Origin of the sequence: Streptomyces taklimakanensis (genome assembly GCF_009709575.1) — a bacterium.
GTDB classification, from domain to species: Bacteria; Actinomycetota; Actinomycetes; order Streptomycetales; family Streptomycetaceae; genus Streptomyces; species Streptomyces taklimakanensis.
This window is the reverse complement of sequence record NZ_WIXO01000001.1, coordinates 5442189-5462552: the sequence shown is the minus strand read 5'-3', so window position 1 is coordinate 5462552 and position 20364 is coordinate 5442189. Positions and strand designations below refer to the sequence as shown.

The 20364-nt window shown below is 73.2% G+C and carries 16 protein-coding genes and 2 pseudogenes; 8 read left to right on the top strand and 10 right to left on the bottom strand.

Annotated elements, in window-relative coordinates; translation table 11 throughout:
• The first annotated feature begins 25 nt into the window (after positions 1-25).
• Both F0L17_RS24020 and F0L17_RS24015 read left to right on the top strand, forming a co-directional pair.
• Positions 26-2296 carry a heavy metal translocating P-type ATPase gene (locus F0L17_RS24020; RefSeq protein WP_155072665.1) on the top strand — a complete coding sequence of 757 codons (2271 nt, stop codon included), beginning with the start codon at positions 26-28 and terminating at the stop codon, positions 2294-2296.
• Between the two features lie 201 nt (positions 2297-2497).
• Complete coding sequence (locus F0L17_RS24015) at positions 2498-2800, top strand: hypothetical protein (RefSeq protein ID WP_238419574.1); 303 nt, start codon at positions 2498-2500, stop codon at positions 2798-2800.
• A gap of 99 nt (positions 2801-2899) precedes the next feature.
• Here the strand turns inward: F0L17_RS24015 and F0L17_RS24010 are convergent, their stop codons facing one another.
• From F0L17_RS24010 to F0L17_RS23975, 8 genes are read right to left on the bottom strand one after another with little or no spacing between them, the layout of a single operon-like run.
• On the bottom strand, positions 2900-4360 hold the full coding sequence (locus F0L17_RS24010) for an NADH-quinone oxidoreductase subunit N (RefSeq protein WP_155072664.1): 1461 nt from the start codon (positions 4358-4360) through the stop codon (positions 2900-2902).
• Positions 4361-4366: 6 nt separating this feature from the next.
• Positions 4367-5863, bottom strand: coding sequence for a complex I subunit 4 family protein (locus F0L17_RS24005; protein ID WP_155072663.1), 1497 nt, complete (start codon positions 5861-5863; stop codon positions 4367-4369).
• Positions 5864-5865: 2 nt separating this feature from the next.
• Positions 5866-7758 (bottom strand): proton-conducting transporter transmembrane domain-containing protein, encoded by a 1893-nt coding sequence (locus F0L17_RS24000; RefSeq protein WP_162466633.1) that lies wholly within the window; start codon positions 7756-7758, stop codon positions 5866-5868.
• Positions 7755-8060 carry an NADH-quinone oxidoreductase subunit NuoK gene (locus tag F0L17_RS23995; protein ID WP_155072662.1) on the bottom strand — a complete coding sequence of 102 codons (306 nt, stop codon included), beginning with the start codon at positions 8058-8060 and terminating at the stop codon, positions 7755-7757. The genes F0L17_RS24000 and F0L17_RS23995 overlap by 4 nt, the downstream gene beginning before the upstream one ends.
• Positions 8057-8701, bottom strand: a complete 645-nt coding sequence (locus tag F0L17_RS23990) for an NADH-quinone oxidoreductase subunit J (RefSeq protein ID WP_162466632.1) — start codon at positions 8699-8701, stop codon at positions 8057-8059. Before F0L17_RS23990 ends, F0L17_RS23995 begins: the two co-directional genes overlap by 4 nt.
• 5 nt (positions 8702-8706) lie before the next feature.
• The gene (locus F0L17_RS23985; protein WP_338018199.1) at positions 8707-9651 is read right to left on the bottom strand and encodes a complex I subunit 1 family protein; all 945 of its coding nucleotides are present in this window, start codon (positions 9649-9651) and stop codon (positions 8707-8709) included.
• Positions 9648-11108 (bottom strand): hypothetical protein, encoded by a 1461-nt coding sequence (locus F0L17_RS23980; RefSeq protein WP_202917929.1) that lies wholly within the window; start codon positions 11106-11108, stop codon positions 9648-9650. The genes F0L17_RS23985 and F0L17_RS23980 overlap by 4 nt, the downstream gene beginning before the upstream one ends.
• The gene (locus tag F0L17_RS23975; RefSeq protein WP_202917928.1) at positions 11099-11449 is read right to left on the bottom strand and encodes an NADH-quinone oxidoreductase subunit A; all 351 of its coding nucleotides are present in this window, start codon (positions 11447-11449) and stop codon (positions 11099-11101) included. Before F0L17_RS23975 ends, F0L17_RS23980 begins: the two co-directional genes overlap by 10 nt.
• A gap of 148 nt (positions 11450-11597) precedes the next feature.
• On the opposite strand from F0L17_RS23975, the gene F0L17_RS23970 reads away from it, so the two are divergent.
• Complete coding sequence (locus tag F0L17_RS23970) at positions 11598-12491, top strand: F510_1955 family glycosylhydrolase (protein WP_155072661.1); 894 nt, start codon at positions 11598-11600, stop codon at positions 12489-12491.
• A 460-nt stretch (positions 12492-12951) separates the two neighbouring features.
• On the opposite strand, the gene F0L17_RS23965 is transcribed toward F0L17_RS23970, so the two are convergent.
• Positions 12952-13632 (bottom strand): DUF305 domain-containing protein, encoded by a 681-nt coding sequence (locus F0L17_RS23965; RefSeq protein ID WP_155072660.1) that lies wholly within the window; start codon positions 13630-13632, stop codon positions 12952-12954.
• 862 nt (positions 13633-14494) lie between these two features.
• On the opposite strand from F0L17_RS23965, the pseudogene F0L17_RS23960 reads away from it, so the two are divergent.
• Positions 14495-14949: pseudogene (locus F0L17_RS23960) on the top strand (transposase); the annotation flags it as partial.
• 303 nt (positions 14950-15252) lie between these two features.
• Here the strand turns inward: F0L17_RS23960 and F0L17_RS23955 are convergent.
• Complete coding sequence (locus F0L17_RS23955) at positions 15253-15600, bottom strand: family 20 glycosylhydrolase (protein ID WP_202917927.1); 348 nt, start codon at positions 15598-15600, stop codon at positions 15253-15255.
• Positions 15601-15734: 134 nt separating this feature from the next.
• Here F0L17_RS23955 and F0L17_RS23945 point away from each other — a divergent pair.
• The 4 genes and pseudogenes from F0L17_RS23945 to F0L17_RS23930 form a co-directional block, all read left to right on the top strand.
• Positions 15735-17035 (top strand): annotated as a pseudogene (locus F0L17_RS23945) (dipeptide/oligopeptide/nickel ABC transporter permease/ATP-binding protein); the annotation flags it as partial.
• Positions 17033-18949 (top strand): alpha/beta hydrolase fold domain-containing protein, encoded by a 1917-nt coding sequence (locus F0L17_RS27830; RefSeq protein ID WP_155074123.1) that lies wholly within the window; start codon positions 17033-17035, stop codon positions 18947-18949. The pseudogene F0L17_RS23945 and the gene F0L17_RS27830, both read left to right, overlap by 3 nt.
• A 370-nt stretch (positions 18950-19319) precedes the next feature.
• Complete coding sequence (locus tag F0L17_RS23935; protein ID WP_155072659.1) at positions 19320-19553, top strand: hypervirulence associated TUDOR domain-containing protein; 234 nt, start codon at positions 19320-19322, stop codon at positions 19551-19553.
• The gene (locus tag F0L17_RS23930; RefSeq protein ID WP_155072658.1) at positions 19546-19890 is read left to right on the top strand and encodes a DUF3140 domain-containing protein; all 345 of its coding nucleotides are present in this window, start codon (positions 19546-19548) and stop codon (positions 19888-19890) included. The genes F0L17_RS23935 and F0L17_RS23930 overlap by 8 nt, the downstream gene beginning before the upstream one ends.
• Positions 19891-20364: the final 474 nt, after the last annotated feature.

The following is a 20364-nucleotide window of genomic DNA, read 5'->3' as shown; positions in this document are numbered from 1 at the left end:
TGTCACTTCTGTCCGAGGAGCAGTGATGACCACCACCGCCAGCGAAGCAGCCGAGGTCGAACTCGCCATCGGCGGCATGACCTGCGCTTCCTGCGCCGCCCGCGTCGAGAAGAAGCTCAACCGCATGGACGGTGTGAGCGCCACCGTCAACTACGCCACGGAGAAGGCCAAGGTCACCTTCGGCGAGGGCGTCGGTGTGGAGAATCTGATCGCCACCATCGAGGCCACCGGCTACACCGCCACGCCCCCCGCCCCCGAACGCGAGACGGCCGGCAGCTCCGGCGAGACGGCCCCCGTCGCGGACGGAAGAGACGGGGATGACGAGCTGCGGCCGCTGCGGCAGCGTCTGCTCACCGCCGTGGTCCTGGCCGTGCCCGTCATCGCGCTGGCCATGGTCCCGGTCTGGCAGTTCACCTACTGGCAGTGGCTGTCGCTGGCCCTGGCCGCGCCCGTGGTCACCTACGCCGCCTGGCCCTTCCACAAGGCGGCCTTTACCAACGCCCGGCACGGCGCGGCCACCATGGACACCCTGATCTCGGTGGGCACCTCGGCCGCCTTCCTCTGGTCCCTGTGGGCGCTGTTCCTCGGCACCGCCGGAACACCCGGCATGACCCACCCCTTCGAGCCGACCATCGCCCGCACCGACGGCGCCGCCAACATCTATCTGGAGGCCGCCGCGGGAGTGACCGCCTTCATCCTGGCCGGCCGCTACTTCGAGGCCCGCTCCAAGCGCAAGGCCGGCGCCGCCCTGCGCGCCCTGCTGGAGCTGGGCGCCAAGGAGGTCACCGTCCTGCGCGGAGGGCGCGAGGAGCTCATCCCCGTCGCCGACCTGGCCGTCGGGGACCGCTTCCTGGTCCGCCCCGGCGAGAAGATCGCCACCGACGGCACCGTCGTCGAGGGCTCCTCGGCCGTGGACGCCTCGATGCTGACCGGTGAGTCCGTCCCCGTCGAGGTCGGCGTGGGCGACGCGGTCACCGGCGCCACCCTCAACGCCGGTGGCCGGCTGGTCGTGCAGGCCACCCGTGTCGGCTCCGACACCCAGCTCGCCCGGATGGCCAAGCTGGTCGAGGACGCGCAGAACGGCAAGGCCGCCGCCCAGCGCCTGGCCGACCGCATCTCCGCCGTCTTCGTCCCCGTCGTTATCACCCTGGCTCTGGGCACCCTGGGCTTCTGGCTCGGCAACGGGGCAGGCTGGACCGCGGCCTTCACCGCGGCCGTCGCCGTCCTGATCATCGCCTGCCCGTGCGCCCTGGGCCTGGCCACCCCCACCGCCCTGATGGTCGGCACCGGACGCGGCGCCCAGCTCGGCATCCTCATCAAGGGACCGGAGGTGCTGGAGACCACCCGCGCCGTGGACACCGTCGTCCTGGACAAGACCGGAACCGTCACCACCGGAAAGATGACCCTCCTCGCCGTCCACACCGCCGAGGGCGAGGACGACAGCGAGGTGCTGCGCCTGGCCGGCGCCCTGGAGCACGCCTCCGAGCACCCCATCGCCCGCGCTGTCGCCAACGGCGCCGCCGAGCGCGTCGGCCCCCTGCCCGCTCCGGAGGACTTCGCGAACATCCCCGGCCTCGGCGTCCAGGGCATCGTCAACGGTCACGCCGTCCTCGTCGGCCGCACCCGGCTCCTGGACCAGTGGGCCATCGAGCTGCCCGCCGACCTCGCCCGTGCCCGGAACGACGCCGAGGCCGTCGGCCGCACCGCCATCGCCGTCGCCTGGGACGGAGCCGCCCGCGCCGTCCTGGAGGTCGCCGACGCCGTCAAGCCCACCAGCACCGAGGCCATCACCCGGCTGCGCGCCCTTGGGCTCACCCCGATCCTGCTCACCGGCGACAACCGGGCCGTGGCCGAGTCCGTCGCCCGGGAGGTCGGCATCGACGAGGTGATCGCGGAGGTCATGCCCCAGGACAAGGTCGATGTCGTCAGGCGCCTCCAGGCCGAGGGCCGCAGCGTCGCCATGGTCGGCGACGGCGTCAACGACGCCGCCGCCCTCGCCCAGGCGGACCTCGGCCTGGCCATGGGCACCGGCACCGACGCCGCCATCGAAGCCGGCGACCTCACCCTGGTCCGCGGCGACCTGCGCGCCGCCGCCGACGCCATCCGGCTCGCCCGCAAGACCCTGTCCACCATCAGGTCCAACCTCTTCTGGGCCTTCGCCTACAACGTCGCCGCCCTGCCGCTGGCCGCCGCCGGACTGCTCAACCCGATGATCGCGGGAGCAGCGATGGCCTTCTCCTCGATCTTCGTCGTCGGCAACAGCCTCCGGCTGCGCCGCTTCCGAGCCCAGTCCTGAAGCGGCCCGCCGGCACCGCCCTTCCGCACCACACCACATCGAGGGGCCGGGGTTCCCAGCCCCGGCCCCATCCCCGTATCCACGCCCTTCCTCGCAGGACACTCACGAGATGAGGCACCGCTGACCGGTTACGAGAAGCGCAAGGACGACATCCTCAGGCACCTGCGCAGGATCGAGGACCAGGACTGCGGACCGCAGCTGATGGTCGAGCAGGAGACCTACCGCGTCGATGTCCTCACCCGGGTGTCCGCGACCGACGCGGCCCCCAGTCGTGTGCCCTCGCCCTCCTCGGCGAACACCTCAATCGCTGCGTCACCGAGGCCATCGGACGTGGCGGAGACACGGCACGGGAAGAGGTGGGCGAGGAGTCCCAGCCATCGCGCGGCTCGTCCGGTCCTGACCCACGGCATGGACATACGGCGTGGCGCAGCTGCTGGGCCGTGGGCAGCACCTCACGGTGAGTACTTCAACCGAGGCCCACCGCCACTGCGGGCACGCCGGTGACGAGCCCCCGGCCACCTCGGGCTGACGGGCCCGCGTTGCTCTGCGGGGAAGGAGCTGCGAAGCATGTCCTGGACCACCCCCGCACCGGGGATGCCCCGGTCACCGTACGAGGGTGTCGGAGAGAAGGCCGAGCACCCATCCCGTGCCGGCACCGAGCACCAGGGTGGCCGACGCGGCGGCCACCGCCGTACCCGCCGCCCAGCTCTCGGGCTCGGCCGCCGCCGTCACCTCCCGCTGTTCCCCGTTCCCACCGGGCGGCCCGGCGCCCTGCGGGGGCGGACCGGGACGGTGGATCGACAGGGCCGGCGCGATCCAGCGCAGGTAGTAGAAGAGGCTGACGAGGGTGTTGAGCGCGGCGATCGCCACGAGCCAGGCCATGCCGCCGTCCCAGGTGGCGGAGAAGACCGTCAGCTTGCCCATGAACACCGCCGTCGGCGGAGTGCCCACCAGACCCAGGAGGCAGACGGTGAGGGCGGCGGCGAGCCAGGGGCGGTGCCGTCCCAGTCCCCGGTACGCGGCGAGGGTGCGCAGGTTCGGCAGGGCGGCGGCGACGGCGAACGCTCCGAGGTTGGTGACGGCGTAGGCCGCGAGGTAGAGCAGCAGGGAGCGCAGGGCGTCGGCGCGCCCCGCGACGGCGAGGGCCATCAGCAGGTAGCCGGCCTGGCTGATGGTGGAGTAACCCAGCAGCCGCAGCGGATCGGTCTGGGCGAAGGCGGCGAGGTTGCCCAGCGTCATGGTCGACACCGCCACGGCGGCAAGCAGCACCCGCCATTCGAGGACCTGTTCGGGCAGGACGGTCAGCACCCGGTACAGGGCGACCAGCGCGCCGATCTTGGGGACCGTGGTGAGGAAAGCGGCGGCCGGCACCGTCGCTCCCGACACCGCGTCGGGCACCCAGAAGTGGGCGGGAACCGCGCCGGCCTTGAACAGCGGGCCGGCCAGCAGCGCCACCGTCCCCACCGCGAGGGCCGCCCTGGGGGCGCCGGAGAGCCCTTCGGCCAGGGCCGCGTAGTCGGTGGCGCCCCCCAGCCCGTACAGGACGGCGGTGCCCAGCAGCATGGTGATGCCCAACAGGACGCCGAGCAGGTAGAGCTTGAGGGCGGCCTCGGCGCCGCGCGCGTCGCGGCCCCAGCCGGCCAGCGCGTACAGGGGGATGGAGGCCAGCAGGTAGGCGACGGCCAGCAGCAGCAGGTCGGACGCGCCCGCCAGGAGCACGGCGCCGAGCGAGCCGAGCAGCACCAGCACGCAGAACTCGGTCTCCCGCCGGTCGCCGCGCACCCGCCCCGAGGCCAGTGTCAGGACGGAGAGGGCCGCGGCGGGGACGATGACGCGGGCCGCGTCGGTGGCGCCATCCAGCGCGTAGGTGCCGGCGTAGACGGTGCGGTCCGCGCCGGGGGCGGCGAGCGCGGCGGCGACCAGAGAGGCGGCCAGCATGGTCCCGGCCGCCGCGCGGGCGATCCACTGCCGTCCGCGCGGCAGGAAGGAGCCGGTCAGCAGGGTGGCGACGGCGCCGATCAGCAGCAGGATCTCGGGGACGAGGGCGAGCGGTTCCTTGTGCATCCCCACTCACCGCGCGACCAGGTCGACGACCGTACGGGCGGCGGGCTCGATCACGTCCAGCAGCCATCGCGGCAGGACGCCGATGAGCAGCGACAGCGCCAGCAGCGGCGCCACGGACAGCAGTTCGGCCGGGCGCAGGTCCGCACCGACCGGCTTCGGTTCGCGCCGGACCCCGAGGAAGAGCCGGTGCAGCGCCCACAGGAACAGTCCGGCGGTAACCAGGATGCCCAGCAGGGCCAGGGCGGTGGCCACCGGTACGGCCCCCAGACTCCCGGCGAAGATCTGGAACTCGGCGATGAAACCGCTGAAGCCGGGCAGGCCCAGACCGGCGAAGGCCGCTACGGCGGTCAGCGCGGCGAACCGCGGCATGGGTCCGGCCAGCCCACCCCAGGCGTCCATCTCATAGGTGCCGCCGCGGTCCATCAGAATTCCGGCCAGCAGGAACAGGGCCCCGGTGATCAGCCCGTGGCTGACCATCTGGACGACCGCTCCGGTGACGGCGGTGACGCGGGCGGCCTCGTCGGTGCCCGCGGCGAGTCCGGCCGCGCCCAGGGCCAGCAGGACGTAGCCCATGTGGTTGACACTGGTGTAGGCGATCATCCGTTTGAAGCTGCTCTGCGCCAGGGCGACCAGGACTCCGTAGAGGGCGGAGACGACGCCGACGACGACGAAGACCATCGCGTAGGTGCGCCAGGCCTCCGGCAGAATCGGCATGGCGATGCGCACGAAGCCGTAGGTGCCCATCTTCAGCAGGATCGCCGCCAGGACGGCCGATCCGGCGGCGGGCGCGTCGGTGTGGGCCGGGGGCAGCCAGGTGTGGAAGGGGAAAGTGGGTGTCTTGACCGCCAGGCCGACCGCGATGGCCAGCAGCACCAGTGGGCCCGCCGCTCCGCTGCCCTGGAGCGGCGGGTCGGCGGTCAGTTCGGTGATGTCGAAAGTGTGCGGGTCCGAGGCCGCGTACAGGCCGATGAAGCCCAGCAGCAGCGCGAGGGAGCCGACGAAGGTGTAGAGGAAGAACTTCAACGCCGAACGGGCGGCCTGCTCCCCGTGCCCCCAGCCGGCGATGACGAGGTACATGCCGACGATGGACAGGTCGAAGAAGACGAAGAACAGGATCAGGTCCAGGGCGGCGAACAGGCCCAGGCAAGTGGTCTCAAGAGCCAGGAAGAGGGCGGCGAAGCGGCGGAGGTCGCGTTGTGCGGGGCGGCCCCGCAGCGAGTACACCGCGCAGGCGAGGAAGACGACGGCGGTCAGGGCAAGCAGCGGCAGGGAGAGCCCGTCGACGCCGATGTGGTAGCCCGCGCCTGCTCCGGGGAGCCACGGCCGGTCGGTCTCGTGGCCGATGCCCGGACCGTCGTAGGTGATCCACAACGCGGCCACCAGGGCCGGCTCCACTCCCGAGATCCCCGCCCACAGCCACCGTACGGCCGGCTCGGACAGGCCGCGCCAGGCCGACAGGACCAGGGCGGCGGCCAGCGGCAGGAAGACGGTCAGCGAGAGCATGCTCACCTCAGCAGCAGGAGCAGGACGGCGGCCGCGGTCAGCAGGACCAGGGCTTGGGCGTAGTACTGGTGGAGCTGCCCGGTCTGCGGGCGGCGCGCCAGCTCGCCCAGGTACCGGGTGCCGTCGGCGACGCCCCGGACGGCCCGGTCCACCCCCGAGCGGTCGGCGGCCGACGCCCACGAGGCCAGGCGCCGCACCCCTGTGGCGGTCCCCGTGGCGGCGCGGTCCAGCACGCTGTCGTCGAACCGGGCCAGGGCACGGGCGGCGGCCAGAGTAGGGCGTACGGCGACGGTGTGCGCGGCCGTCTCCAGGTGCAGCCAGGCGCGCGCCCAGGACGGCTCGGGCAGCCGGGGCGCGAAGGCAGCGGCGGTCGCGGTCGCGGCCAGGGCGAGTACGGCGGTGGCGACCATGGTGGCCGCGCCGGCCGACGGCTCACCGGGCGTCCCGACCGCCCGCTTCAGCTCTCCGGCCAGCGGCGGCAGGGCCAGGGCGCCGAGAACGGCGGCTCCTGCGGCGAGAACCGCCAGGGTCACGGTCCGGAGCGGTCCGGCGGACCGCTCCCGCCACTCCCCTCCGGCCTCGGCGGACGGTTCGGGGCCCGGTCCCAGCAGGAAGCCGATCGCCTTGCCCGCGTACAGGGCCGACAGGACGGCGGCGGCCAGCACCACCCCGTACAGCGCCGGGGAGTCGACGGCGGCCAGGATCTCGTCCTTGGTGGCCCACAGCGACAGCGGCGGCACCCCGGCCAGGGCGAGCGCACCCACCGCGAACGGCAGGCCGATCGCCCGGTCCTGGCGCGCGGCTCCGCGCAGGGCGCCCAGGTCTTCGGTGCCCAGCGCCGCCAGCCACGCCCCGGCGGTCAGGAAGAGCAGCGACTTGACAGCCGCGTGGGCGGCGAAGTGGGCGGCACCGCCCGCCACGCTCCCGGCTCCGGCCGCCAGGACGACGAAGCCGAGCTGGGCGGCGGTGGACGCGGCCAGCAGTTGTTTGAGGTCCCGCTGGGCCAGGGCGACCGCGCCCAGGGCGAGCGCGGTGAGCGCACCGCCCCAGGCGGCGGCCGCCGCCGCCCAGCCGGCGGACTCCAGCAACGGGCGCAGCCGCAACAGCAGATAGCCGCCCATGGCCACCATGGCGGCCGAGTGCAGCAGGGCGCTGACCGGGCTCGGGCCGAGCATCGCCTTCGACAGCCAGAAGGAGAACGGCAGTTGGGCGGCCTTGCCGAAGGCGGCCAGCAGCACCCCGGCGGCGGCCAGGTGCAGCCACGGGCCGTCCAGGGCCGGCAGGACGTCCAGGGAGAGCCGGTCGGCGGTGCCGGTTCCCGCGGCGAGGGCGGCGCCGGCCGCCAGGTACAGCCCGAGGTCGCCGGCGCGGGTGGTGAGGAAGGCGGTCGTCCCGGCCGCCACGGGGGCGTCCTCGCGCCAGCGGAAGGCGATCAGCGCGTACGAGGTGGCCCCCATGACCTCCCAGGCCAGCAGCAGCGCGGGCAGAGTGGTGGCGGTGGCGGTGATCAGGACGGCGGCGACGAACAGCAGCATCAGCCCGAAGAACCGCGGCCGCTCCGCCCGGATGCCGGCCGCGGCGAGGACCAGCACGAGCAGGCCGACCGCCGCCACCGTCACGACCACCACGGCCGACAGCCCGTCCACCGCCAGTTCCAGCGGACCGCCCGCCACGAAGCCGGCCCGCGCGGTGGGCCGCACGAGGGCGGCGGCGACCGCCAGGACGAGGGTGACCGCCGCGACGGCCACCGCGACGGCGGGCGCGGCCCGGCCCGTGCCGCCGGGCCGGTCGTACGTCCCGGCCGTGCGGCGCCCGCCGCCGGACAGGGCGAGGAGCCCCCCGGCCGCAGCGGGCAGCAGCACCAGGGACCACAGCAGCGCGCTCGTCCCGCTCACCGTTTCAGCTCCGCGGCCATGTCGGTCATGTCGGCGTCCCTCGCGCGGAACAGCAGTGTCACCACGGCGAAGCCCATGGCCATGTCCACGGTCATGGCCGCGATGACCACCAGCACCAGAACCTGTCCGTCCGGGGCCGCCGGGGCCAGGAAGTACCAGAAGGCGGCCGCCGCCACGATGACGCCGTTGACCATCAGCTCCAGGCCCATCATCACCATCACCACGGTCTGCTGGCTCAGCGCCCCGTACACCCCGATGGCGAACAGGGCCGAGGCCAGCAGCAGGAACAGCTCCAGCATCATGTGCCGCTCCCTTCCGCTGCGGGGGGCGCGGCGTGCGTGCCGTGGCCGCCGTGACCTCCGTGGCCGGCGTGCGCGTCATGGCCGCCGCCGTGTCCGTTGTGCGGGCCGTGGCTTTCGCCGTGCCCGTACCCCGCGGGCTCGTCGTCGCCGTACCGGCCACGGGAAGTGGCCAGGACGAGGGCCGCCACGATGGTGGTGAACAGCACCGCGCTGACGCCGATCATCACCAGCATCTTCGAGCCCATGATCGCCTCGCCCACCGCACGGGTCGGATCGGCGGGTACGGTGCCGCGCCGCTCCGGCCACGGGACGAGCAGCACCAGCGCGCCCAGGGCCAGGAAGATCCCGCCGGAGATGGCCGGCGCCCCCCGCCTGTTGTGCAGCATCGACATCGGCATGAGCCCGGCCGGGTTCATCATGAACATGATCATGAAGACGGCCATGATCGCCATCTCCATCACCATCATCAGGATCGTCACCACGCCGAGGTAGGCCAGGTCCAGCAGCAGGAGCGAGGCGCCGACGGCGACGAACGACAGGGCCAGGGCGTAGGTGGCCCGGGCCATGGAGTCCACCACGAACACCGCGGCACCCGAGACGACGGCCACCACCGCCAGCACGCAGAACAGCGCGATCTGCACCTACCTCACCCCTTCGCCACCACGACGGCGGACACCACCAGCAGTTGCAGTAGCACCGCCGGAAGCGCCACCAGCCAGCCGAGACGGACGATCCGCTCCGGGCGCAGCACCGGCAGCCGGCGGCGCAGCGCCACCAGCGCCGCGAGAACGGCCAGTGTCTTGAGCAGCGACCACGCCCAGCCGGGCAGCCAGGGACCGGCGCCCCCGCCCAGGAACAGCGCGACCGCCATACCCGACCCGGCCGCCAGCAGCGCGTACCGCCCGGTCAGCAGCAGCAGCCGGTCCACTCCGGCGGCCTCCGCGAGCACGCCCCCGGCCGCGTCGCGCCCCACCGGGGAGGAGAACGGCCCCCACACGCCGAGGGCGGCCACCGCCCCCAGGAACACCACGAAGGCCACCGGCATCCACACCGCGAACCACAGCCCCTGCTGGGCCCGGACCACCTCGCCCACGCTCAGACTCCCGGCGGCCACCGCGGGCGCGGTCAGCGCGAACATCAGCGGCAGTTCATAGCCGAGGGCCTGGGCGACGAACCGGTAGCCGCCGATCAGCGGGTAGACGCTGTTCGGCCCCCAGCCCGCCAGCCAGACGGCCGCCCAGAGGGTGACGTCCACCGCGTTGAACCAGACGATGCCCACCGGCAGGTCGGCCACCACCGTCCCGCCCACGGGCACCACCGCCGCCATCAGCAGGGCGGCCACCAGCGGTCCCGCCGTGCCGATCCGCCACAGCAGCCGGTCCGGTTCCACCGTGGTCCGGCCGCGCTGCCGCATCAGCCGCGCCACCTCCACCAGCGGACGGGACCAACGGCGGCCGTGCACCGCCGTACCCCCTCCGCCGGCCGCGGCCGTGTCGAACACGGCGTCGAGTACGGCGGCGGCCAACGCCATGACCAGCAGGACGGCGGCCGCGGGCACCACCGCCCACATCGGCGCTCCGGTGACGGTCACCGCTCACCACCTCCGCCGCCGTGGCCGCCCTCACCGTGACCCTGCCCGTGCCCCTCACCGTGACCCCGGTGCTCCTCGTGACCCCGGTGCTCTCCATGATCGTGACGGCTCTGACGCGGTTCCTTCTCCGCCTCTTCCCATGCCCTGCCCGGCTCCGGTGCTGCCGCCAGTTCATCCGGATCGGGGTCGAGGCTCGCCACCAACAGCCGAACGGCGGACAGCTCCAGACCCGGTGCCAACTCGACGGCCACGTCCAACAGACCGCGCGAGGGCGGGGAGCCGTCCGGGGCCGTGTGTCCGCGCGGACCGCCGTCGGGCACCTTCCCGCCCGCCAGCGCCTCCTCTGTCTCGGTCAGCCACCTCAGCCAGCGCGCGGTCGCGTCATGGGGTGGCCGGGCCCGTACGGCGGGACCGCTCACGCCCAGCCGCGCCGCGTCGACCGGAGTAAGCACGCCGATGCCGTCCGTCGCCCACCGCAGTGTGCGCGAGCGCTCCACCCGCCGCCGCCACGGCCCGAAGTCCGCGCGGACCGCGTCCACCGGCTCGCCTGCGAGCAGCCGGTCGCGCAGCCGGCGGGCCCCGGCCGCGGCGTCCTCCCAGCCGGCCAAGGCGAGCAGTCGTCCCAGCGAGTCCAGATGGCAGGCGGCCGTACGGGCCTCGGGAGCCACGAGGTGATCGTCGTCGTTTTGCCAGAAGGGTGGAGGACACGGCCCCGCGGAGGGGAGCACCCGCCCCTCGGCCCGTTGTACGACGTCTCCCTGCAGGACGGTGTCGACGACCAGACCGGCGGGCCAGTCGGGCAGCACCGGCCCCAGCGGCACGTGCAGCACGTCCAGCTTCAGCCCGTCGCGGTCCTCGGCGCGGTCGGCCATCATCAGCCCACCGGGCATCTGCATCCCACCGTGGCCTTCGTGGCCGCCGTCGTGGTCCTCCTGGCCGCCGTGATCCCCATGTCTGTCGTGGGATCGCTGCTCGTCACCGTGCCCGCCGTGACCTTCGTGGCCGCCGTGGGACCGCTGTTCGCCACCGTGCCCGCCGTGGTTGTCCTCATGGACGCCACCGTGCCCGTCTTCTTCCTCGTCCCGCCCCCACTCGTCGTCCCGCTGCGTCGCCTCCGCCTCCTGCCCCCGACCGGTGAGCACGGGCAGGAGAGCGCGCAGTACCGGCTCCGCGTCCTGTGGCCGCGTCGCCTCTGCCCTCACGCGCGGCCCCGGCATCTGCCCCCACAGCACGTCGGTGGCGGCCCGCATCTCCTGTGACGGTTCTCCTGCCACGAGCAGGACGTCCGCCTCCGTCGGCGAGTCCGCCAGTCGCCCACCGAGTCCGGCGACGGCCACCTCCGCCGCCAGCCGTACGGCCGTGGCCCCGGGGCACACCACCAGCAGGACGTGCGGGACGCGGGCGGCCGGTGCGGCCAGGCGCCCCGACAGGTTCCGCAGGGCGGTGCTCAGGCCCACCGCAGGGCCCCCTCACGCCAGGCGTACAGCACTCCGCACATCAGCAGACCGAGGAAGACGAACATCTCCACCACCGCCGCCGCGCCCATTCCGGCGACGACGACCGCCCAGGGATACATGAACAGCATCTCGACGTCGAAGGCGAGGAACAGCAGCGTCAGCGCGTACCAGCGGGCGTGGAAGCGCGACAGCGCGTGCTCGTCGGGGATATCACCGGAGAGGAAGGGCCCGGCGAGCAGCGGAGCCGCCCGGACGGCCGTCAGCCGGTGCAGCAGGCGCAGCCCGGCGACCGCGCCGACCGCGAGCACCAGCATGACGCCCAGGTCCAGGAACTCCCTCATGGTCTCCTCGCGTCGGTTCGGAGTCGTTCGTCACGGTCCGAGTGGTGAGCGTCCATCCGCCGGTACCCTGCGGGGAACAGTCCATTCCGCACACCGCTCCCATGGGGGGGACCCGCCCGTGGTGTCCGTACCGAGGCGAGGATCTTCGATGCCCGTCCGTCTCCGTTCCCTGGTCGCAGCCACGGCGATCACGCTGGCGGCCGTTCTGACCGGCTGCTCCGGCGGCTCGGACGAACCCGCAGGCCCGTCCTCCGACGGGCACTCCCACGCCTCGGAGCCAGGGGTCAGCCACATCCACGGCCTCGGCGTCAACCCAGGCGACGGAAAGCTCTACGTCGCCACCCACCACGGCGTCATCGCCGTCGACGACAAGGGTTCCTCCCGGCGCGTGAGCGACACCGCCGACTACATGGGCTTCACCGTCGTCGGGCCCGACACCTTCCTCGGCAGCGGCCATCCGCCCGAGGGTAGCGACGAGCCCGCCAACCGCGGTCTGATCAAGAGCACCGACGCCGGGAAGACCTGGAAGACCCTCTCCCTCGGTGGCGAGGTCGACTTCCACGCCCTGGAGCAGGTCCACGACACCATCTACGGCTACGACAGCACCCACGGCCTGCTGCGCGTCAGTCGGGACGGCAAGAAGTGGGACGAGCGCGCCGAACTGGCCGCCCTGGACATCGCCGTCAGCCCCGAGAACCCCGACACCGTCCTGGCCACCACCCAGGGCGGCATCGCCCGCAGCACCGACGGCGGCGAGACCTTCGCGGGCGGTGCCGAACCAGTGCTGGCCCATCTCTCCTGGGCCGGTGAGGACGGGAAGGACGTGCTGTACGGGATCGGTCCCGACGGGGCACTGCACCGCAGCACCGACGGCGGCGAGAGCTGGACCGAGACCGGCACCGTGCCCGGCGGACAGCCCCAGGCCCTGACCGCGGTCACCGCCGACCGCGTCCTGGCCGCCACCGCAGGCGGCGTCTACGAGTCCACCGACGGCGGCAGGACCTTCACCGAACGCCTGGAGACGTCGGCGGGCGGCCACTAGGGACCGGAACGATCCCCGCCGCTCCCCGGCCCTGGGCAGCGGCGCGGAGCGTCAGGCCTTGTCCCCGTTCCAGCCGTCGCTGTGCGGGAACCCCCGGAGGTGCGCCGCCGCCCAATGTGCTCGCGGACGCGGGCCGCGTACTCCTCGTCGTCGACCACGGGGACGCCCGCCTCCCGCGGCACCGACAGTCGGGGGCGCGGGACGTTCCCGCTCGACCCGGCTGAAGAACTGGTCCCGCAGGGTGTCCAGTACCTGGCCCAGGACGGACCCCAGGGGCCCGGTGGCCGCCGGCGTGGGAGCGGCGGTGACGGTCGGAGGTCCGTCCAGCAGGCCCGTGCGGCTGCCCTTCCCAAGTCACTGTCATGCGCAGGTGAGCATCCGGAGCTCCCGGCGGCCGGGGGAGTCCGCGCGGCCGGGAGCGATCGGGGGCGAGGCACCGTCACCTCGCCCACCGCGCGGGCTACCGCCCCTGTTCGGAAAGCCAGGTGCGGAAGTCCACGATCTGCATCTCCTGGGTGTTGATGCCCGAAGCCGCCGCCACCTTCAGCTGGGGGTGGTCGGCCCGGGACTGCGGCTCGAGGAACTCGATGATGCCGGAGGTGTGGTGGGGGATCATCCGCCGCACGAACTCGACGTCGAACCGCTTCCCTGCGGGAACCTGACGCAGCTCGGCGACCATGCGCCGCACCTCCTGCACCATGGCCGCGATCTCCTGGCGCGCCTCCTGGGGCGCCTTCTGCCGGGCCTGCTCGGGGGTGAGGCCGTACCACTGCTTCAGCCAGCGGGTGAACTGGTCGATCTGGTGGCGCTGGTTGGCGATGATGTTGTCCGCGTGGGTGCGGATGCGCGCGTCGGTGCCGCGCTCGCGCTCGAGCTGCGCCATCTCGATCGCCGCCCGGTGGTGGGGGATGATCGCCGCGAAGAAGGTGACCTCCAGTTCCCTCCCGTTCAGCCTGGCCAGGGTCTCTCCGAACCGGTACGCCACTGGAGATGTGGGCAGCGGCTGGATGTGGGCGGTTTTCTGCTGCTGCGCGGCCGGGGCGCCGGCCGGGGCGCTCCAGGCGGCAGCCGCGGGAACGGTCGCGAAGGTCAGGGCGGCCAGAGCGGTCACAGCGCTCCGGCGGGCGATCGAGGACTTCATCGGATCCCTTGCTCGACGTACCGGGACGGTAGGTCACCGGTCTGAGGGGTGGATGGGCTCGCGGAAAAGACCGCGCGGCTGAGACAGCCGCGCGATCCCTGCCGCAGCTCCTCCTCCCGTAAACCCCTTCCTCGGTCCGCCCACCCGACTGGTCTGTGGGTCTCACCCAAACCGCTCGGAAGGAAGCCCACATGAACCGCTGGATGTTGGTCCAGTAGCCGTCGGGGAGGACGATGCGGGCCAGGGCGTGGGCCGTCACCTTCTGCCGCGCCTTGAGGGCCCACAGGATCGCGGGGGCCTGGCGGCGGGTGAGAAGGGCGAGGCTGTCCTCGACCTGCTCGATCGCAGAGAGCGGTTGTTCCGGCTTCTGCGGGTTCTGCTCGGCCCAGGAGGCCGGCATCGGGAGCACCGGCAGGAGTTGTCGGCCTCGGGCGGTGAGGCCGTAGGTGACGTGGCGGGCGGCTCTGCTGTTCCGCCGCCTCCGGCGTGGTCGAGGCGTGGGTGTGCCGCAGTGCCCGGACACCGTCCCTCGGTGCCGCCCCGTTATGTTCTTCGCGGTCCGGCAAGAGGGCCGCCGGCCTCCGGGCCCGGCATGACTGTTCCCCCCTGTCGAACGGATGACCTGGGGGGTGTCACCGGGCCCGAGGGGTGCCGTGGGAGACACTGATGAGAGGTCCGACCACCGCTCGGCCGGGTGTGCCGCCCGGCCGTATCCGGGCGGCAGGTCTGCATAACGTGGATGCGCGTATACGGCGCCGACACCCGGGCCGGCACCGCGCCGAAGCGGCTGGGAGCACGATGTTCGACACCGGCGACGTGGGCGTCTTCCTCGGCCTGGACGTCGGCAAGGCCGCCCACACCGGCCACCGTCCACACCCAGCGCCGGGCCCTGGAGGCCCGGATCAACACCCTGCCGGAGGAGCACCCTCTTTCCAAGGTCCTGACCTCGATGCCGGGGGCGCGGTCAGAACCGCCGCCACCTTGCTGGTCACCGTCGGCGACGGCACCAGCTTCCCCACCGCCGCCCACCTCGCTTCCTACGCCGGTCTCGCCCCGGCCACGAAGTCATCCGGGACCTCCCTCCACGGCGAGTACGCGCCCCGAGGCGGCAACCGGCAGCCCAAACGGGCCGTGTTCCTGTCCGCCTTCGCCGCCCTGCACGACCCCACCTCCCGCGCCCACTACGACCGCTGCCGAGCCTGCGGCAAGACCCACACCCAGGCCCTTCCGCGTCTCGCCCGTCACCGCATCAGCGTGCTCTTCGCGATGCTCCGTGACGGCGCCTTCCACCAGTCCAGAACCCCGCGCCTCACTTGACGAAGACATAGAGGCACCCCCCGCTGAGCGACTCTGCCGGAAATCCCGAGGTTCTCGGGACGGGGCGGTCCGGCGCGTGGTCCCGCGCTCCCGAGGTGATCGGTGTCCGTTCGTCCCCGATCCGGTGCGGTGGCGCCGGAGCCCACGGCTCGGGTGGCGCGGGCCCAGTGGCCCCGGTGGCACAGGACGGGCGTGTCGGTCGTCCACCCGATGCGTGGTGGGACGGGACACGCGCCGGCTGCGGTGACGTCTCACCGGCGGGAACGGCCGCGGCGCGGGGGCAGGGGCGGGGACGGGCCTCGGTCACGTCCAGGGGATCTCCGTGGAGGCCAGGTAGGCGAGCCCCCGCTCCCTCCAGAGCCGCCCATGGCGGGCGAGGCGGGCCCGGTGGTCCTCCCACCGCGGTGCCCGGCCGTTCCACGCGGTCTCCGCGACGGACGCGAGGCGTGGCGGCAGCAGGGTGGTCAGGTCGTCGATCCCTCCGACCGACTCGCCGAAGAGCGTCGCCTCGATTCCGGCGATCCGCTCCTCGGGGGCGCCGTGGGAGGCCGGGTCCCACTCGCGGTGTGCCGGACGCCGCGCGGCCGACCTGATGGCGAACCCGGCGAAATTCGGGCAGGCCGACAGCCTCAGGACCACCCCCGACGACACCGGTCCCTACCACCTCGACACGGCGAGGACGACGATCGGCACCAAGTGGGTCTACGAGCGCAACGAGGACTACTGGGGCGAGCGGCTTCCGTACGACACCCTCACGATCAACTTCTTCGACAACGAGACGGCGATACGTGGGCTACCGCGGCGGCTGGTTCGACTCCGCCGCCAACTGGGCCGTCAACCTCGTCATGGCCCTGCCCGCCATGGTCGTGCTCGACGTGCTCGCGGCACCGAGCCTCTTCCGTCTGGTCCGCGGCATCGTCACGGGCGTCCGCGCGGAGCTCTACATCGACGCGGCGAAGGTGTCGGGGCTGTCGGACACCCGCATCGCCGCCCGGCACGTCCTGATCGTGGTGCGCGGTCCCGTCATCATCCAGGTGGCCCTCGTCGCCGGTGTCGCCATCGGTCTCCAAGCCGGCCTGGAGTTCCTCGGCATCGGCAGCGGCTCGGCTCCGACCTGGGGCGCGATGCTCAACGAGGCGTTCCAGAACATCCAGCGCGCGCCGTTGTGATGTTGTGGCCGGGCCTCGCCCTCGGACTGACCAACGGCGCTCTCGTCCTGCCCGCCGGAGCCCTGCGCGACAGCCTGGAGGAGCGCGCCGCGAAAACGGCCGGCCCCCGCCGGACCCGGCGCCACCGCACCGACACGGCACCGGAGACCGCCTCCACCGTCTCCACCGCTTCCGGTGCCTCCCCTGGCTCCGCCGCTCCCACCGATCGCTCCGGGCTGCCCTCGGTGCGCGGCGTCGACCTCGATGTGCGCGCCGGTGAGATCGTGGGCCTGGTCGGCGAATCCGGCTCCGGGAAGACGCAGACCGCCTTCTCCGTGCTCGGCATCCTGCCCGACGGCGGACGGGTCAGCGGCGGCAGCATCACCATCGGGGGCAGGAGACCGTCGCCCTTCCCGAACGTGCCCACCGCGCGCTCCGGGGCGGCACCGTGGCCTACGTTCCGCAGGAACCCATGAGCAACCTCGACCCCTCCTTTACCATCGGCAGCCAACTCGCCGAGCCCGTGCGCCACGTCCTGGGAGTGTCCCGCGCGGAAGCGGCCCGCCGCACCGTCGACCTGCTGCGCATGGTGGAGATCCCGCGCCCCGAGCGCGTGGTGCGCCTGTACCCCCACGAGATCTCGGCAGGCATGGCCCAGCGCGTCCTCATCGCCGGCGCGATGTCCTGCGCCCCGGCTCGTCATCTGCGACGAACCGGTGTCCGCCCTCGACCTCACCACTCGACGGACCGTCCTGGACCTCCTCCTGGAGATCCAGGAGGAGACCGGTGTGGCCTACCTCTTCGTCACGCACGACCTGTCGGTCGTTCGCTTCGTGAGCCACCGGGTGGCGGTGATCCGCCACGGGAGCCTCGTCGAGGCGGACGACGCCCGCACCGTCACCACCGAACCGCGACACGCCTACACCCGGGCCCTGATGCTCTCCGCTCCCGTGGCGGACGTCATCGGGCAGCGCCACCGCAGGGAGGCCGCGCGGCGCCTCCGGGAACGGCCGCGCGGTCGGCAACCGGCCGGGGCTGACGTCCGGTGCCGGACGGGGGCGCCGTCCGGTCGTGCCGCGAACGCCCCCGGACCGCCGGTGCGGTCCGCGCACGCCTCGCCCCGGGCCCTGCGCTCCCGGGCACACACCCGACGCACGGCGTCGAACGTTCGGGTGCGCTCCTTCGGCAAACGGAGGAGGAGGAGCGGCGGAACGTGCACTCCTCGGCCGAGGGGGTACCCCTCCGAGGCTGTCCGGCGTCCGAACGCCCACCTCTGCCGAGGAGACAACGACGTGGCCCTGTCCTACCCCACCCAGCCCGGCGACATCGACCATCTGATCGCCGACGACCACGCGATCGTGGAGAGGCAGTTCCAGCACCTGGAGGCCGGCCGGGGCGACCGCCGGACCCTCGTCGACCAGATCTGCTTCGAACTCTCGCTGCACGCCTTCGCCGAGGAGGTCGTCCTCTACCCCCTGTGGCCCGAACTGGGCATGGAGGAAGCCAACCACGACGCCCGCGGCGAGCACCACGGCATCAAGGAACTACTGGTCGCCCTCGAGGGCTCGGAACCGGGCGAGGCCGAGTTCGAGCGGGCGCTGACCGATCTCGTCGCCCTGGTGCGCCACCACGTCGCCGACGAGGAGGGCCAGGAACTCCCGGCCTTCCGCGCCAAGGTGGGCCCGGAGAAGATGGCCGAGCTCGGCAGGCGGTTCATCGCCGCCAAGCGGCAGGCGCCGCCCGCCCCCCACCCGCACGCGCCCGACGGCGGCGGCACCGCCGAGAAGGCCGCCGGCAGGCTCGCCAAGCCCATCGACGAGGGCAGGGCCGCCGCGACGGGCAAGAAGAAGCGGCTGGCCACCGACGCGTCCGGGCTGCTCGACCCCCAGGCGCAGGCCGTCGTCGACGCCCACTCGGCCCTGGAGCCCCTCCCCTTCGAGACCCTCACACCGGACCAGGCGCGCAGGCAGCCGGGCCCCGACGCCGCCGTGAAGAAGGTGATGGAGGAGCGGGGCATCGACGGCCCCGAGCCGGTCGGGTCGGTGGAGGACCTGCGGATCCCCGACGCGGCCGGCGGCGAGCAGACCCTGCGCGTCTACACCCCCGCCGCCCCGGCTTCCGGTCCGCTGCCCGTGATCATGTGGATCCACGGCGGCGGCTGGGTGCTGTTCGACACCGACACCTACGACGCCTCCTGCCGGGGGCTGGCGAACAAGGCGGGGGCCATCGTGGTGTCGCCGAACTACCGGCGCGCCCCGGAGGCGGTCTTCCCCGCCTCCCACGACGACGTGCTGGCCGCCTACCGCTGGACCGTCACAGGCGCCGCACGCATCGGCGGCGACCCGACCCGCGTCGGCATCGGCGGGGAGTCCGTCGGCGGGAACATGGCGGCGGCGACGAGCCTGCAACTCGCCGCCGCCGGAGAGCCGGTCCCCAGGGCGCAGGTCTGCGTCTACCCGCTGACGACCGCCGAGCAGTACGGGGAGTCGATGGAGGACGCCGCGGACGGCCGCCCCCTCAACCGCGCACTGCTGAGCTGGATGGCGACGCACGCCTTCGAGGGCAGGCCCGGCGCGGCCAAGGATCCCAGGGTCGATCTCCTCGGGCTGCCGGCCGACCGGTTGGCGGCCATGCCCCCGACCCTGGTGATCACCGCCGAGCGCGACGTCCTGCGCAGCCAGGGCGAGGAGTTCGCACGCCGCCTGCAGGACGCCGGGGTGCCCACCACCCTCACCCGCTACGACGGGGTCATGCACGAGTTCTTCGGCGCCTCGGCCGTCCTGGACAAGGCCGAACAGGCCCAACGGCAGGCCGCCGACCACTTCGGCCGCGCGTTCGCCGCCGGCGGGTGACGGACACCTCCGGAGAGCACGGACCGCCGACCCCGGCAGCAGGAGCCCGCCCTCACCGGACCGGGCACCGCCCACCGGCCGCGATCGCTCGGGGCACGGAAGCGTGCGTCCACCGCACGATACGGAGGGCGGGTGTGGGCCCTGCCGGCCACCGCACGGAGCGAGGACGGGACCACGGCCTTCCGGAAGCGGACACCGCAGCCCTGCCGCTCCCGGATCGACGCTTCTTCCTCGGTTCTTGCTCGGTTCCTGCTCGGTTCCCGCTCGGCGAGGGCCACGGAGCGCCACGGCGGACAAAGGGCGGGGAGCCTTGACGGGCTTACACTGACAGAGATACACGATCCTCTCTTTTCGCCCTTAAGGAGAGAAAATGACACAGGACGAGAACAAGGTGCGCAAGGGCGACGAAGTCTCCTGGAAGAGTCACGGCGGCGAGGCCGTCGGCCGGGTGGAGGAGGAGATCACCTCCCGCACCGAGGCCGCCGGCCGCACGGTGAACGCCTCCCCCGACGACCCGCAGTACCGGGTGCGCAGCGAGAAGTCCGGCGGCGAAGCGGTCCACCGACCCGAAGCCCTCCACCAGAAGGACGCCGAGGATGACTGAGCACCCGGGCGACCGCGAGGAGACCATCGCCGAGTTCGGGAAGCTGGTCAACCTCACCCCCAAGCAGCTCCAGGACTGGTTGGAGAGCGAGGAGTCGAAGGCCGCCGGGCAGCACAAGGACGGCGGCGAGAGCACCGGCCACGCCTCCGGCCGCCGCATCGTCGAACTGCTGCGGACCTCCGGGTCGGACCTCGGCGACGACGACGTGGCCCACATGCGCAAGGTGACCGGCTACATCAAGCGGCACCTGGCCCAGCGCCCCTCCGGCGACGTCACCGACACCGCCTGGCGCCACTCCCTGATGAACTGGGGCCACGACCCGCTCAAGGACTCCTGACGCCGGCCTGCGGCCCGAGGACCGGCGGTCGGGGAACTCCCCGAGCCCTCTCCCCCTCCCCGACGCCGGGAACAACCGTGCGTCCCCCGCCGCAGCGCCCTCCCCCACACGGCCCCGGACCGCTTGCCCACCCGGCCTTCCTCGACGCTCACTCCACCCGTCGGCCCGCACCGCACCGTGTCGTGTACGCCCGGGGGTGCCCCCGGGCAGGGGGCGCCGGCCGCGACGGGGCCGGGCGGCGAACCGTCCTCGTACGAGGGCGCCACCCAGCGCGTGGCGGTGGCTTCGGAGGGCTTCCCGCCGGGTCGGGGAGTCTTTCCCCGGGTGGGACGAACGAGTCCCTGGGCCCGCTCCGCCCACCCTGGTCGTCCCGTCCGTCCCGCCCGGCCCTGCCTCCGCGCGGCCCCGTCCGGCAGGATGCCGGACGGGGCGCGGCACACTCGCCCCACACGGCCGCCGATCCGTACGCCAAGG